Source organism: Arthrobacter gallicola (assembly GCF_014836775.1).
Lineage (GTDB): Bacteria > Actinomycetota > Actinomycetes > Actinomycetales > Micrococcaceae > Arthrobacter_B > Arthrobacter_B gallicola.
Map to the genome: position 1 here is coordinate 245344 of NZ_JACSQD010000001.1, position 13096 is coordinate 258439.

A 13096-nucleotide genomic window follows, 5' to 3' on the forward strand; every position below is an offset into this window, starting at 1 on the left:
TCCCTTTGACCCAGTGCTGCATCAACCCGAGCATCCTGTCAGCCGACTTTGTGAACCTCGAAGCCGAACTCGAGCGGATCAGCGGCGCCGACGCCGTCCATGTGGACGTGATGGATAACCACTTCGTCCCGAACCTGACGATCGGACTTCCGGTGGTGCAGCGGATCCAGGAGGTCAGCAAGCTCCCGCTGGACGCGCACCTGATGATTTCCGACGCCGACCGCTGGGCTCCGGCCTATGCGGAGCTGGGACTGGCATCCGTCACGTTCCACGTGGAGGCAGCTGCCGCACCGATCCGGCTGGCACGGGAACTGCGGGACCGCGGCGCGAAGGCAGGTATGGCGCTGAAGCCGGCAACCCCGGTGGAACCGTACCTGGACATGCTCTCCGAGCTGGACATGCTGCTGATCATGACGGTGGAGCCCGGCTTCGGCGGGCAGAAGTTCCTGGACGTGACACTGCCCAAGATCCGCCGGGCGGCCGAAGCAGTGCGCGGCTCGGACCTGCAGCTGGCCATTCAGGTGGACGGCGGCATCGCTCCGGACACCATTGAGCGCGCGGCGGAGGCCGGCGCCAACGTTTTCGTGGCCGGGTCCGCCGTCTACGGCACCCCCGATCCGAACGAGGCGATCGCGAAGCTGCGGGCCCAGGCCCGCGCGGTGGCGGGGAACTAGTTCACTTCACCCGCTTCACGGTTTAACCCGCATGACCTGGACCCGGCCGGTTTTTTCGGAGGCCGGGTCCAGGACCTGGGGCCACTGTGCGGTCATCATAAACAGCAGGCCTCCGTCGAGGCCGCCGGCCGCACAGGAAAAGCAGCCCTGGTCCAGCTGCACCGTGTCCAAGACCGTCCCGCCCTGCGCCACCCGGACGCAGCGTTCACCAGGCACGTCGGCAAACCAGATCCCGCCGCTGCCGTCCCAGCTGATCCCATCCGGAGCACTGCCCTCCAGCGCGGCCCAGCTTCCTGCGGGATCCAGGCCGCCGTCCGCCCGGATGGCAAAGGCCGTGAGTTGACCGGCGTTGGACTCGGCGACCACCAGCGTGTTCCCGTCAGCGGAGACGAGCATCCCGTTGGGAAAGGACAGGCCCTCGGCCACCTTCTCCACGGAGCCGTCCGGCCGGACGAGTGCAATAACACCGGTTTCCTGGGGCTCGCCGGCATAGTCATAGCCGATGCCGTTGACGTAGATGTTTCCGACGGAATGAACGGCAATCTCGTTCCACGGGTGCTCGGAAATGCCGCGGAGATCGGCCAGCGGCACCAGCCCCGCATGCGGTACCTCCACCAGCACCGCGGCATCGCTCCCGGAAACCACGGCCATCCGCCCGTCCGGAAGCCAGTCAAAAGTGATGGGGAAGGAGGGTACGCCGGCCACCCGCCGGACATTCCCGTCGCCGTCGAGAGAGGAGATGGTTCCGGCGATCCAGTCGGCGTAGAAGAATTCCCCGCCGTGCCAGCGGGCCGATTCCCCCATTCCGAGGCCGCTGACCAGCGTTGTCGCTTCACCCATTGCCGGGACTCCTTAGTGCGGGAAACGGTGTGTGTTGTGCAGAACAGTATGCGGCGGACCAGGCCGCAGGGAACAGGGGATGCCGCTGGCACCGGTAGGATGAGTGGCTGGCTTCCACCCCCGAGAGGACCCCGAATGAGCCTGATCAGGCTGCAGGACGTCAACGTTGGTTTCGAGAAGACGCAGATCCTGCGCGAGGCGTTCTTCCGCCTGGAGCCCAAGGACCGGGTGGGGCTGATTGGAAAGAACGGTTCGGGAAAGTCCACCCTGCTGAAGCTCATCCTGGAACAGGTGGAACCGGATTCCGGGACTGTCACCGTGGGGCAGGGTGTGAAGATCGGTTACTTCTCCCAGTTCTCCGAACTCAACGGCGAGTCCACCATTACCGAGGTTTTGGACGCTCTGTTCGTGGAGATCAAGGCCGTCGAGGCGGAGCTCGCCTCCATCGATGAGACCCTCGGCACTGACCCGGAACCCAAGGTTATGGACCGGCTGATCCGCCGCCAGGCGGAACTCTTCGAGACGATGGACCGGCTGGACGGCTGGGACTACCCCCGGCGCATCGATGCCGCCCTCACCACCCTTGGCTTCAGCGAGGCGCACCGCACCTGCCCCATCGATTCCCTCTCCGGCGGCTGGCGCAACCGTGCTGCCCTGGCCAAGATCCTGCTTCAGGCCCCGGACGTGCTGCTGCTGGATGAGCCCACCAACTACCTCGACGTCGCGGGTGTGGAGTGGCTGGAAGGCTGGTTCCGCGACTTCCGCGGCGCCGCCGTCGTCGTCTCCCACGACCGGAAGTTCCTGGATGCCGTGGTGACCCGCATTATCGAGGTCGAGAACTACCACCTGCATGAGTACGCCGGGAACTTCGCCGAGTACGTGGTCCAGAAGCAGTTCCGGCTCAAGGCACTGCAGTCCCAGTTTGTGCACGAGTCCGAGCTGCTGGCCTTCGAAGCCGAGGGCATCTCCGACCGGCGCGAGGCCGCCAAAGCCGGCGGCGGCGCCCTGGGCAACCGGCTGGCGAAGATCAAGAAGGCCCGCGCACCGCGCCCGGTGGATCAGATCATTACGGAAATTTACGGCGGCCTGCACGTCAAGGACAACCTGTGCCGGGTGGAGTCCCTGGAGAAGTCCTATGGGGACAGGACGCTCTTCAGCGGGCTGAACTTCGAGATCCGGCGCGGGGACCGGCTGGTGGTCCTCGGTTCAAACGGCAGCGGCAAAACCACGCTGCTGCGGGTCCTCACCGGCGAGGAGACGCCCGACGCCGGCAGGGTCGCCTGGGCCAACGGCGCGAAGATGGTTTCCTACAACCAGGTGCTGGCGGAGCTCGACGACGCCGACACCGTCACCCACGCGGTGAACGCCATGCCGGACAGCCTGGCGCTGACCGCAACCAAGAAATCCGTGAACCGGTTCCTGACCATGTTCCAGTTCTCCGAGGCGGATCTCAAACAGAAAATTGGTAACCTTTCCGGCGGCCAGAAGGCCCGCGTAGCGATGGCGCAGTGCCTGCTCTCCGGCGCGTCGGTACTGCTTCTGGACGAACCGACCAACCACCTGGACCTCTCCAGTACCCAGGTAATGGAACGCGCCCTGCTGCATTTTCCCGGCGCCGTGGTGGTGGTCAGCCATGACCGGTTCTTCACCGAAAAGATCGCCAACCGGCAGCTGGTCTTCGGGGCCAGCGGTTCCGCCCCCGGCGAGATTGACCTCCGCGTGGCCTGACCTGTGCAAGAATGTCGTTAACAAACGTGCTCCGGGGTCGGTGTAATTCCGAACCGGCGGTTATAGTCCGCGACCCGCACGTCCAGCCGGAACCCCCGGCAGGACGGACGGTTGAACTGGTGAAATTCCGGTACCGACAGTTAAAGTCTGGATGGGAGAAGCACGTACAGTTTGTTGGACCGACGCTCGGCGTACCCATCTGGGTGCCCTGAGCTGTTGATGCACCGCACTGTCGTACCCCCGGAGCCGCCGCTACGGGATAAGGAACGACATGGATTTTTTGCGGTGGCTCTTTGACGCGCAGATCCCGGTAGGGAGTTCTTCCCTGCTGGTGCGCGAACTGCTTGGCAACATTTTCGGGCTGCTCAGCGCCCTCGGCGGTATGCGCCGCAAAGTCTGGGCCTGGCCGGTGGGCATCATCGGCAACGCTCTCCTGCTGACAGTTTTCCTCGGCTCGATCTTCGGCGACGCGGACACCGCGAACCTGCTGGGCCAGGCCGGCCGGCAGATCATGTTTATCGCCGTTTCCATCTACGGCTGGCGCCGCTGGCAGACCAGCAAGAACTCCGGAGCCGACGCCGTCACCCCGCAGTGGGCGTCCGGCCGGACCCGGATCCTCTTGGTGGCGATTCTGATTCTCGGAACCGCTGCCCTCACGCCGCTCTTCGCGATGCTGGGTTCGTACGAGCCAGTGTGGGCCGATGCCTGGACCTTCGTCGGGTCGTTGCTGGCAACTTACGGCATGGCCAAGGGCTGGGTGGAGTTCTGGCTGATCTGGGTGGCCGTGGACATCGTTGGTGTGCCGCTGCTGTTCAGTGCCGGCTACTACGCCACCGCGTTTATGTACCTTTTCTACGGAGGCTTCACCCTGGTGGGCTTCTTCGTTTGGTGGCGGGCCAAGGCCAATGAAAAACCACAGGTCCAGGTGGATATGCCGGACCCGACGGTGCGGTAGCCATGGCCTTCAACGCAGCGGAGAAAACCGCTATGGCCCAGGCCCTCGAACTGGCCCGCCGGGGAGTGCGCGGCGCGAATCCGCTGGTGGGAGCGGTGATCCTGAACAACGACGGCGCGGTGCTGGTCACCGGCTGGCACCGCGGGGCGGGCACCCTCCACGCCGAAGCCGACGCGCTGGCGAACGCCGCTGCGGCCGGAATCGACGTACGCGGGGCAACCATGGTGGTCACGCTGGAACCGTGCAACCACACCGGGCGGACCGGCCCGTGTTCGCAGGCAATCATGGCCGCCGGACTTGGCCGGGTGGTGTACGCCGCCGCGGACACAACCAGCGACGCCGCCGGGGGAGCAGCAGCCCTGGCGGCCGCGGGCGTGGAAACAGAGGGCGGGCTGATGGCCGGGGAATCCAGGGACCTAAACCACCGCTGGTCCGCCGCCGTCCGAGAAAGCCGGCCCTTCGTCACGGTCAAGACCGCACAGTCCCTGGACGGACACACCGCCGCCGCGGACGGAACCAGCCAATGGATTACCTCACCGGAGGCACGGGAAGATGCGCAGGAGCTGCGGGCCCGGTGCGACGCGATCGTCGCCGGAACCGGCACAGTGCAGGCAGATAATCCGCGGCTGACAGTCCGCAGCCGGCCCGGAACGGCGGACGCCGCGGAGCCGCAGTCCCAGCCCCTGCGGGTGGTCATGGGAACCACGGAAGTTCCCGCCGGCGCCGCTGTCCGGGGAACCGACGGCCGGTTCCTGCAGATCCATACCCATGATCCCGCCGTCGTACTCTCCGGGCTGCATGCCCGCGGAGTCCGGCATGTGCTCGTGGAAGGCGGAGCCACCGTGGCCAGCGCGTTCCTGCGTGCCGGACTGGCGGATGAGCTGGTGGTCTACACCGCGCCGAAGCTGCTGGGGGCGGGCACACCGTCCTTCTTCGGACTGGGCGTAAGCACCCTAACGGAGGCCCAGGCCTGGCGGTTCGATGCTGCCGGCGGCGCCTTCCGCCTCACCGGCCCTGACCTGCGGCTCCAGCTGGAACCGACCCCTGAGAACAACGAACCAACGATAGGACACTGACGTGTTTACCGGCATTGTCGCTGAACAGGGCAGCGTAATTTCCCTGACACCCGATTCCTCCGGAGCCGGAAAGAACCTGGTCATCGAAGCACCCGGCACCTCTGCCGGGCTGGAGCTGGGCGGGTCGATAGCGGTCAACGGCGTCTGCCTCACGGCCACAGCGGTCGATGGTGAACAGATCTCGCTGGACGTCATTGGTGAAACGCTGGACCGGACCACCACTGGGTCGCTGGCCCCGGGTCAAAAGGTCAATCTGGAACGCTGTGTACCCGCCGGGGGACGCCTGGACGGGCATGTGGTGCAGGGACACGTCGACGGCGTCGGCTTCCTGCTGGAGCGCGAGAACCTCGGCAGCTGGGACCGGCTCCGGTTCGGAGTGCCGCAGCCACTGGCGCGGTATATCGCCGAGAAGGGGTCCATTGCGGTCGACGGCGTGTCGCTCACCGTCACGGCGGTCAGTGAACCGGCAGATCCGTCACCGTGGTTCGAGGTGGGGCTGATCCCCACGACGCTGGCCGAAACCGGGCTCGGTGCACTGGAATCCGGCGGCCGGGTGAACCTGGAAGTGGACGTGCTGGCGAAGTACGCCGAGCGGCTCCTGGCCTTCGCCGCCGTTCCCGCATCAGCCGTCGCGGCGGGCGGGGCAGCATGAGCATCCGCCTGGATTCGATCGCCGCCGCAGTGGACGCCATCGCCGCGGGCCGCGCCGTCGTCGTCGTGGATGACGAGGACCGCGAAAACGAGGGCGACATCATCTTTGCCGCCCAGCACGCCACACCGGAGCTGATGGGCTTCACCGTCCGCTACACCTCCGGGGTTGTGTGTGTGCCGCTGCCGGGCAGTTATGCCGACCGGCTGAACCTGCCGCCAATGACCGCGGTCAACCAGGACGCCAAAGGCACCGCGTACACCGTCTCCTGCGACGCGGCGGCCGGTACCAGCACCGGGATCAGCGCTGCGGACCGGGCGCTGACCTCGCGGGTGCTGGCCGATCCTGCGTCCGTGGCCGCTGATTTGAACCGGCCCGGGCACATCTTCCCGCTGCGGGCGCACGACGGCGGCGTCCGGGCCCGCCGCGGCCACACCGAAGCCGCCGTCGAGCTGGCCCGGCTGGCCGGCTGCACGCCCGTGGGTGTAATCGCCGAACTGGTGCACGACGACGGGACAATGATGCGGCTGCCGGCGCTCCGCGAGTTCGCCGACGCGCACAGCCTGGTGCTGGTATCCATCGAGGACCTGGCGGCGTGGTTGGAAGCCGCCGCGCCAGCAGCGGCCGGGGGTGTGCGGTGACTGCCCCGGGTGCCGCGGGCGTTGTTCCGGGGCCGGAGGTCCGGCTGCCGACGGCGTTCGGGGACTTTGCTGCCCGGGTCTGGACCGATGCCCGCACCGGTGCCGAACACTTGAGTGTGTCTGCGCCGGGCGCCGACCGCACGGCACCGGATCCGGCCGCGCCGCTGGTGCGGCTGCACTCCGAGTGCCTGACCGGTGATGTGTTTGCCTCCTACCGGTGTGACTGCGGGGAGCAGCTGGAGCAGGCCCTGGGACTGATCAGCCTGCATGGCGGAACCGTGCTCTATCTGCGCGGACACGAAGGCCGGGGGATCGGACTGGCGAACAAGCTCCGTGCCTACGCCCTGCAGGAAGCCGGCGCGGACACGGTGGAGGCCAACGAACAGCTTGGCCTGCCGGTCGACGCCCGCGACTACCAGGCGGCCGCGGAGATCCTGCTGCAGATGGGGCTGGACCGGATCCGGCTGCTCACCAACAACCCGGCCAAGCGCGAGAGGCTCGAGGCGTACGGAGTGCACGTTGACGCGATGGTGCCGTCCGAAGTGCCGGTCCGCGCCGAAAACGAACGCTATCTGCAGACCAAGCGGGACCGGATGAACCACCACCTCAACCTGCTGCGGGCCCATCCCGTTCAGCAGGGCTGACTTTCTCATCAAAACCTGGCCCTGGCCAACCAACGAACTGAAGGACACGAACCATGAGCGGACACGGCGCACCCGATAACGATGTCAGCAGCATCAAGGCGCAGGGCCTGGACTTTAAGGTGGCTATTGTCGCCGCCAGCTGGCACACCGAAGTAATGGACGGGCTGCTCGACGGCGCGCTGCGGGCAGCGTCGGACGCCGGCCTTGGCCCCCGCGTTGTCCGGGTGCCCGGCACGTTCGAGCTTTCCGTGGCTGCCGCGCGGCTGGCACCGCACTTTGACGCCGTCGTGGCCCTCGGCGTCGTCATCCGCGGCGGGACGCCGCACTTTGACTACGTCTGCTCCTCGGCGACGCAGGGGCTGACGGAGGTCAGCGTGCAGACTGGGACTCCGGTCGGCTTCGGCGTGCTGACCTGCGACACCGAGCAGCAGGCACTGGACCGTGCCGGGCTTGAGGGTTCGTCGGAAGACAAGGGCTACGAGGCATTCGCTGCCGCCGTGAATACCGTGGCTGCGCTGCGCGGGACCGGGGTTTGAGCGTTCCGTTGAACAAGAAATCACTTCTGGCTGACGGATTTACCGGGTTCCGCCCCATCGCTGACCTGGAGATCAACCGGATTCCGCAGCGGCAGGGGATATTCGTGGTGCTGCGGCCCGCCGGGTTCGAGCCGGTGTTCCTCGCCGAAAGCACCGCCGGGACGTTCAAGCGGAAGAATCCCTCGGTGTCCCGTGCGGTGCTCGCCGCCGAATGGGTGGAGGACGCGGACATCCTGTTTGTGGGCAAGGCCGGCCCCGGAAGCAAGGGCAACCGCGGTCTCCGCCGCCAGATTCAGGAGTATCTGGACTTCGGCCGGGGCAAGCCGCCGGGGCACTGGGACGGCCGGCTGATCTGGCAGGTCGCTGGCGCCCGGACGCTGCAGATGGCCTGGAAGGAGCTCCCTCCGGAGGAGCTCAACGCGGCCCAGGCGGCTTATCACGAGCGGTTCCGCCAGCTCCACGGCAGACTGCCGTTCGCCAACCTTGTCCAGGCGCGCGCCTAGGTTCCCGGAGCGCTAGGCTCGGGGCATGGAAAAGTCAGCGGCCGACGTCGGCACCTTCCTTGAAGCCGTAGCCCCGGCCGTGCGCCGGCGGGATGCGGGCACGCTGCTCGAGATGATGACGCGGGTTACCGGGGAGTCACCCGTGATGTGGGGACCATCGATTATCGGCTTTGGCGCCTACCACTACAAATACGCCAGCGGCAGGGAGGAGGATGCCCCGGCGGCGGGGTTCTCACCGCGCAAGGCGGCGACGACGGTCTACCTCGCCGACGGAACAGAGGCCTATGCCGAGCAGTTGGAGCGGCTCGGCGCGCACACCACGGGCGTGGTCTGCCTGTATCTGAAGGATTTGTCGAAGGTGGATCTGGGCGTGCTGGAGGAGATTGTCCGGGATTCCTATGAGCGTTCCAGCCGTGAGGGATTTGGCATCCAGTGAACGGGCTTACTCGGCCGGTTTGGGTGTCCGGATTCCGATCAGGGCAATGAGCCCGGCCCCGAAAAACAGCACGGCCGTTGCCAGTGCCGTCTGCTGGAATCCGGGGTAGTCCAGGGCGCCGGCGGAGATCGTGCCGATCAGGGCCACGGCCACAAGCCCGGCCACCCGGGCCACGGCGTTGTTGACGGCGGAACCAATGCCCGCCTCTTCCTCCCGCAGCGCACCCAGTACCGCGGCAGTCAGTGGTGCGACCATCACGGCCAGGCCAAAACTGAAGAGCAGCAGGCCGGGCAGCAGCTGGGTGAAGAAATTCAGCGGGGGACTCACCGTGAGCATCAGCAGGAACCCGGCCCCCATGATCATCGGACCCACAGTCATAAAGATCCGCGGCCCGTACTTGCCGGCCAGGTTGCCGAAGAACGTGGACAGCAGGAGCAGGGCGATCGGCACCGGAAGGGCCGTGAATCCCGCCTCCGTGGCGGAGAAGCCGCCGGCTTCCTGCACGAACACGGTGATGGCGAAGGACCCCAGCGAGATCGCGGCGTACGCTGCCGCGGTCACCAGGTTGCCGTAGCGGAAGTTCCGCGCCCGGAAGAGGGAGAGCGGCATCATCGGCGCCCGGGTTCGGGCTTCGCGAAGGACGAACAGCACCAAGGCTGCGATTCCGAGGAGCAGGGGCACGACGACGGCGGGATGGCCCCAGCCCAGCCGCTCCTGTTCGATCAGCGCGTAGACCGGTCCGGCCAGGCCAACGATGGCGAGGAGTGCACCGGGAACGTCCAGCGCCGTCCTGCGCCGCGGACTGTCCTGCAGGCCGATCATCAGCAGGAGCGTGAGGGCCACGGGCAGGACATTGACCGCAAAAATCAGCCGCCAGCTCGCCCAGTCCACCAGGATGCCGCCAAGCAGCGGGCCGATGATTGCCGCTGTGCCGGTCCAGGCCGTCCACTGGCCGATGGCGCGGGCGCGCTCCCGGTCCTGGAACGCCGTCGTAATCATGGCCAGGGAACTGGGGACCAGCAGTGCCGCCGCCATGCCCTGGATGGCCCGGGCCAGGATGAGGACTTCCGGGGTCCAGGCCAGGGCACAGGCCAGCGAGGCAGCGCCAAACCCGAGAAGTCCCAGCCGCAGGATCAGCAGCCGGCCGTAGGAGTCTGAGAGCGAGCCGGCCAGCAGGATCAGCGCACCGAGCGTGAGCAGATATGCGTTCACCACCCACTGCTGGGTGACCAGCCCGCCGCCGAGTTCGGCGCTGATCGCGGGCAGGGCGACGGTGACGATGGTGCCGTCGAGGAACGCGACGAAGGACGCCAGGATGGCGACGACGAGCAGGCGGCCGCGTTGTGCGGATGGACTGGCTGGGGCGGGCATCGCGGGGGTCCTTCCGGAACCGGGAGTTGCCTACATGCTGGCACTGTCCACCCGGTGTTGGACAGGCAGGACGGAGACCGGAGCCTGTGGGGGCGCGGGCTAGACCAGTTCCAAACCGTCCGCCACCACCTGGCCGCGGTGAAGAACGGTTCTGCCCGGCAGCCGGTCCATGACTGCGGCCGTCACCGTGTCGCCTTCGACCAGCACCAGCTCGGCCGGGTCGCCTGCATTGAGCCCTGGACGGTCCGCCACCGATGCCAGCCTCGGGGCCTGGGGGTTCAGGACGCTGGCTCCGCCGACGGTGGCCACGGCAACGCAGTGTTCGATGAGTTCGTCGGCGCGGAACCTGCTGGTGAAGGCCAGCTGCCAGGTGCGGTCCAGCATGTCCGCGTTGCCGTAGGGGGACCAGTAATCCCGCTGGCCGTCCTGTCCCAGCCCCACCCGGACTCCGGCCGCGGCGAGCTGCTGCAGCGGGAGCGGCTGCCCGGCGGGGGCGATGGTGGCCATCGAGATGTCCAGCGCCGCGAACTCATCGATGAGTTCCTGCAGCTGGGCGGCGGGCAGGTCGGCAAGTCCGTAGCCGTGGGAAATAGTCACGAGTCCCTGCATGCCCAGCGCCTTGGTGCGCTCCAGGATCAGCTGGGCGCTGAACAGGCCCAGCTGGTCTGGCTCATGCAGGTGGATGTCCAACGGAACGCCGTACTTTTCGGCGAGCCCAAACACGATGTCCAGATGCTTCACCGGATCCCGGTCCAGGGAGCACGGATCAATGCCGCCCACGACGTCGGCACCCAGTTTGAGGGCTTCCTCCAGGACGTCCGCGCTGCCGGCTTCCCGGAGCAGTCCGGCCTGCGGAAAGGCGATGACCTCGACGTCGGCCCGGTTCCGGTGCGCTTCGCGGGCTGCGAGGACGCCCTCGAACCGTTCCAGGCCGGCGTCGACGTCCACCTGCGCGTAGGTGCGGACCCGCGTGGTGCCGCGTTCGATCATCGCCCCGAGGCACGCCGTCGCGCGGTCCGCGACGGAGGCTTCGGTGTCGCGCCAGTTCTTCCGGTCGTTCAGCATCATGCCCCAGACACCCGGCGCTCCCGTGTGCGGACGGAAGGGCAGACCGATCCGGTTGGAGTCCAGGTGCACGTGGACGTCGGAGAAGGAGGGGAGCAGGATCCGGCCGTTGCCTTCGACGACGACGGCGCCGGTTGGCGCGGCTTCACCGGCGATTACGGCGTCGGATGTGGCGGGCGTCAGGGCGGTGATCACGCCGTCGTCTATCTGGACATCGGATGCTGCTTCGCCCCAGGGGCGGACGTTGCGGAGAATAACGGTCACTGGTTCAGTCCTGTCGCGGAAAAGTCGGAGCGTGCGCTGCATTCTCCCATCAAAGGGCTGCCTGCTGCGAAAGGGATGCGGCCCCACGGTGGTGTGTGCCCGGTGTCTGCCCGAGAATAAGCGGATCCGGCTCTGCCGTCCCGGCACCGCGCCGCAGCCTAGGTTCAGGGAGAACGACATGTCCACAAAGATCACGTTCATTATCGACAACCCTTCCGATCCGTCCGCCTTTGAAGCCGCCTATCCGGGCCTGGTGGACAGCGTGAAGCAGCTCCCGAAGCTTCAGCGGTATGAAGCCGGAAAGGTCTGGCCGAAAGAAGATGGCACACCCACTCCGGCTTACCGGACACTGGACCTGTACTTCGACTCCTACGACGATGCCTCAGCCGCCGTCGCTACAGCTGCGGCCGCGGACTTTATAGGTCAGCTCACGGCGACCGGGACAACCTTCACCGGCCTGTTCTCAGACGTCCAGGACAGCTAACCGGCGTTTGCGTTCAGGAATATTCGGGCTTGAAGGCACCAACTGAGGGGGAGCGGGGGAAGTGAAGCAGATACGGCTATGCCTGGCCCGTGTGCCGGGCATCATTTGTGGAGCTGCGGTGCTGCTGCTGATGGGCATGTTGGCCGGGTGCGGGCAACAGTTCGGGGAGTCTGCGGCACCCCGGCCTGTGGCTGAGCTGGCCGACGCCGTTGACTGCGCCAGTATGGAGCAGACCGTCCCGTCCAGAACCCCGCCGACGCCTCCCGCAGTCCCGCCCCCGGCGGCCGGGTCCGTGCCCACGGGCTTTGTCCCAGTGGAAGTCGTCCGCTGCGGTGCCGCGCTGGAAACCACAGAGGACCAGGACGGGTTGTGGTCGGCCGTCTCACAGGAGCACCTCACCGGAGACCTGGACAAACTGGTGGCTGCCCTGGCGGAACCTAGCGACGGGCCCCGCCCGAACCAGGCCTGCACCGCCGACATGGAAATGGTTCCCGATCTCTGGCTGCTGGATGCGGACGGACAGGCGATGCGCGCAGCCTGGCCGACGGACGCCTGCGGCAAGACCAAGCCCGGCGTGCATGACGTTCTGGCGGAGATGGACGTGGCCGGTTCCAGCCTGCACAAGGTCATGTTGATCCAGTCCCGGGCGGCCCTGAACGCCGGCTGCTCCGAGGAATGGAGTTATAGCGTGTGGCCGGCAGCAACGGCCCTCGCGCCCGTCATGGCGGACGTCGAGGAGGGGACTGCGAGCGGCGTTGGTGAGACCGTGCCTGCTTCGCCACCGCTCCTGCCCAGCGCTGAGAGCATCGATACCTTAAGAATCTGCCATTACCGGGTGTCACCGGCGCTGGCCTCGCAGCCAACACCTGACGTAGCGGACGGACTCCCCGGCGGCTCCCAGCCGGACTCGTTTTTTGACGTCATCGAGAGCATGTCGGGAACGTTTGCCGGAGGCGGGAACCTGGCGGGCGCGGCTAAGGATGCCACGTTGCAGACAGCGGCCTTTGAGCCGTCGGCTGGGGAATGCGGCGGGACGGCAACCGGATTTGTGGCGCTGTGGCCCGTGGCTCAAGGGCAGGACGCCGGAGCGCCGCTGACACTTGAGCTCGACGGTTGCGGGCGTCTGGTAAGCGCTGACGGCTCTGCCCGGACCGTACCGGAGGAGGCGGCTGCCGCCGTCGTCACCGCATTAACGGACTGGGATGGCTCCAGTCCGTGAGTAACCCGCCA

The 13096-nt window shown here is 67.0% G+C and carries 15 protein-coding genes and 1 riboswitch; of the genes, 12 read left to right on the forward strand and 3 right to left on the reverse strand.

What is annotated here, in order from left to right; translation table 11 throughout:
- Positions 1–5: 5 nt before the first annotated feature.
- Positions 6–674, forward strand: a complete 669-nt coding sequence (gene rpe, locus H9639_RS01105) for a ribulose-phosphate 3-epimerase (RefSeq protein WP_191806304.1) — start codon at positions 6–8, stop codon at positions 672–674.
- Between the two features lie 15 nt (positions 675–689).
- Here rpe and H9639_RS01110 read toward each other — a convergent pair whose 3' ends face one another.
- Entirely contained in the window at positions 690–1514 is an 825-nt protein-coding gene (locus H9639_RS01110) for an SMP-30/gluconolactonase/LRE family protein (RefSeq protein WP_191806305.1), read from the reverse strand.
- Positions 1515–1649: 135 nt separating this feature from the next.
- Between H9639_RS01110 and H9639_RS01115 the strand changes: the two genes are divergently transcribed.
- The 9 genes from H9639_RS01115 to H9639_RS01155 all read left to right on the forward strand — a co-directional run bounded on the left by H9639_RS01115 (position 1650) and on the right by H9639_RS01155 (position 8682).
- Entirely contained in the window at positions 1650–3242 is a 1593-nt protein-coding gene (locus tag H9639_RS01115) for an ABC-F family ATP-binding cassette domain-containing protein (RefSeq protein ID WP_191806306.1), read from the forward strand.
- 22 nt (positions 3243–3264) lie between these two features.
- A riboswitch (FMN riboswitch) is annotated at positions 3265–3410 on the forward strand.
- A 103-nt stretch (positions 3411–3513) separates the two neighbouring features.
- Entirely contained in the window at positions 3514–4197 is a 684-nt protein-coding gene (pnuC, locus tag H9639_RS01120) for a nicotinamide riboside transporter PnuC (RefSeq protein ID WP_191806307.1), read from the forward strand.
- A gap of 2 nt (positions 4198–4199) precedes the next feature.
- On the forward strand, positions 4200–5273 hold the full coding sequence (gene ribD / locus H9639_RS01125) for a bifunctional diaminohydroxyphosphoribosylaminopyrimidine deaminase/5-amino-6-(5-phosphoribosylamino)uracil reductase RibD (RefSeq protein WP_191806308.1): 1074 nt from the start codon (positions 4200–4202) through the stop codon (positions 5271–5273).
- 1 nt (position 5274) lies between these two features.
- A complete protein-coding gene (locus H9639_RS01130; RefSeq protein WP_191806309.1) occupies positions 5275–5925 on the forward strand; it encodes a riboflavin synthase in 651 nt (216 codons plus the stop codon).
- Positions 5922–6563, forward strand: coding sequence for a 3,4-dihydroxy-2-butanone-4-phosphate synthase (gene ribB / locus H9639_RS01135; protein ID WP_191806310.1), 642 nt, complete (start codon positions 5922–5924; stop codon positions 6561–6563). The genes H9639_RS01130 and ribB overlap by 4 nt, the downstream gene beginning before the upstream one ends.
- The gene (gene ribA, locus H9639_RS01140) at positions 6560–7207 is read left to right on the forward strand and encodes a GTP cyclohydrolase II (protein WP_191806311.1); all 648 of its coding nucleotides are present in this window, start codon (positions 6560–6562) and stop codon (positions 7205–7207) included. Before ribB ends, ribA begins: the two co-directional genes overlap by 4 nt.
- A gap of 53 nt (positions 7208–7260) precedes the next feature.
- A complete protein-coding gene (gene ribH, locus H9639_RS01145; RefSeq protein ID WP_191806312.1) occupies positions 7261–7743 on the forward strand; it encodes a 6,7-dimethyl-8-ribityllumazine synthase in 483 nt (160 codons plus the stop codon).
- Entirely contained in the window at positions 7740–8246 is a 507-nt protein-coding gene (locus H9639_RS01150; RefSeq protein WP_191806313.1) for a hypothetical protein, read from the forward strand. Before ribH ends, H9639_RS01150 begins: the two co-directional genes overlap by 4 nt.
- 25 nt (positions 8247–8271) lie before the next feature.
- Positions 8272–8682: a DUF1801 domain-containing protein gene (locus H9639_RS01155; protein ID WP_191806314.1), complete on the forward strand. Its 411-nt coding sequence runs from the start codon at positions 8272–8274 to the stop codon at positions 8680–8682.
- 6 nt (positions 8683–8688) lie between these two features.
- On the opposite strand, the gene H9639_RS01160 is transcribed toward H9639_RS01155, so the two are convergent.
- Positions 8689–10053 (reverse strand): MFS transporter, encoded by a 1365-nt coding sequence (locus H9639_RS01160; RefSeq protein WP_191806315.1) that lies wholly within the window; start codon positions 10051–10053, stop codon positions 8689–8691.
- Between the two features lie 99 nt (positions 10054–10152).
- Complete coding sequence (locus H9639_RS01165; protein WP_318241935.1) at positions 10153–11382, reverse strand: amidohydrolase family protein; 1230 nt, start codon at positions 11380–11382, stop codon at positions 10153–10155.
- 178 nt (positions 11383–11560) lie between these two features.
- Between H9639_RS01165 and H9639_RS01170 the strand changes: the two genes are divergently transcribed.
- Together H9639_RS01170 and H9639_RS01175 are read left to right on the forward strand one after the other, a co-directional pair.
- A complete protein-coding gene (locus tag H9639_RS01170; protein WP_191806317.1) occupies positions 11561–11866 on the forward strand; it encodes an EthD domain-containing protein in 306 nt (101 codons plus the stop codon).
- A 223-nt stretch (positions 11867–12089) separates the two neighbouring features.
- Entirely contained in the window at positions 12090–13085 is a 996-nt protein-coding gene (locus H9639_RS01175) for a hypothetical protein (protein ID WP_191806318.1), read from the forward strand.
- Positions 13086–13096: the final 11 nt, after the last annotated feature.

Coding starts and splice junctions, on each gene's coding strand:
- H9639_RS01110 (WP_191806305.1), bottom strand. CDS start 1,514: ATGGGTGAAGCGACAACGCTGGTCAGCGGCCTCGGAATGGGGGAATCG.
- H9639_RS01115 (WP_191806306.1), top strand. CDS start 1,650: ATGAGCCTGATCAGGCTGCAGGACGTCAACGTTGGTTTCGAGAAGACG.
- pnuC (WP_191806307.1), top strand. CDS start 3,514: ATGGATTTTTTGCGGTGGCTCTTTGACGCGCAGATCCCGGTAGGGAGT.
- ribD (WP_191806308.1), top strand. CDS start 4,200: ATGGCCTTCAACGCAGCGGAGAAAACCGCTATGGCCCAGGCCCTCGAA.
- ribB (WP_191806310.1), top strand. CDS start 5,922: ATGAGCATCCGCCTGGATTCGATCGCCGCCGCAGTGGACGCCATCGCC.
- ribH (WP_191806312.1), top strand. CDS start 7,261: ATGAGCGGACACGGCGCACCCGATAACGATGTCAGCAGCATCAAGGCG.
- H9639_RS01155 (WP_191806314.1), top strand. CDS start 8,272: ATGGAAAAGTCAGCGGCCGACGTCGGCACCTTCCTTGAAGCCGTAGCC.
- H9639_RS01160 (WP_191806315.1), bottom strand. CDS start 10,053: ATGCCCGCCCCAGCCAGTCCATCCGCACAACGCGGCCGCCTGCTCGTC.
- H9639_RS01170 (WP_191806317.1), top strand. CDS start 11,561: ATGTCCACAAAGATCACGTTCATTATCGACAACCCTTCCGATCCGTCC.
- H9639_RS01175 (WP_191806318.1), top strand. CDS start 12,090: ATGGAGCAGACCGTCCCGTCCAGAACCCCGCCGACGCCTCCCGCAGTC.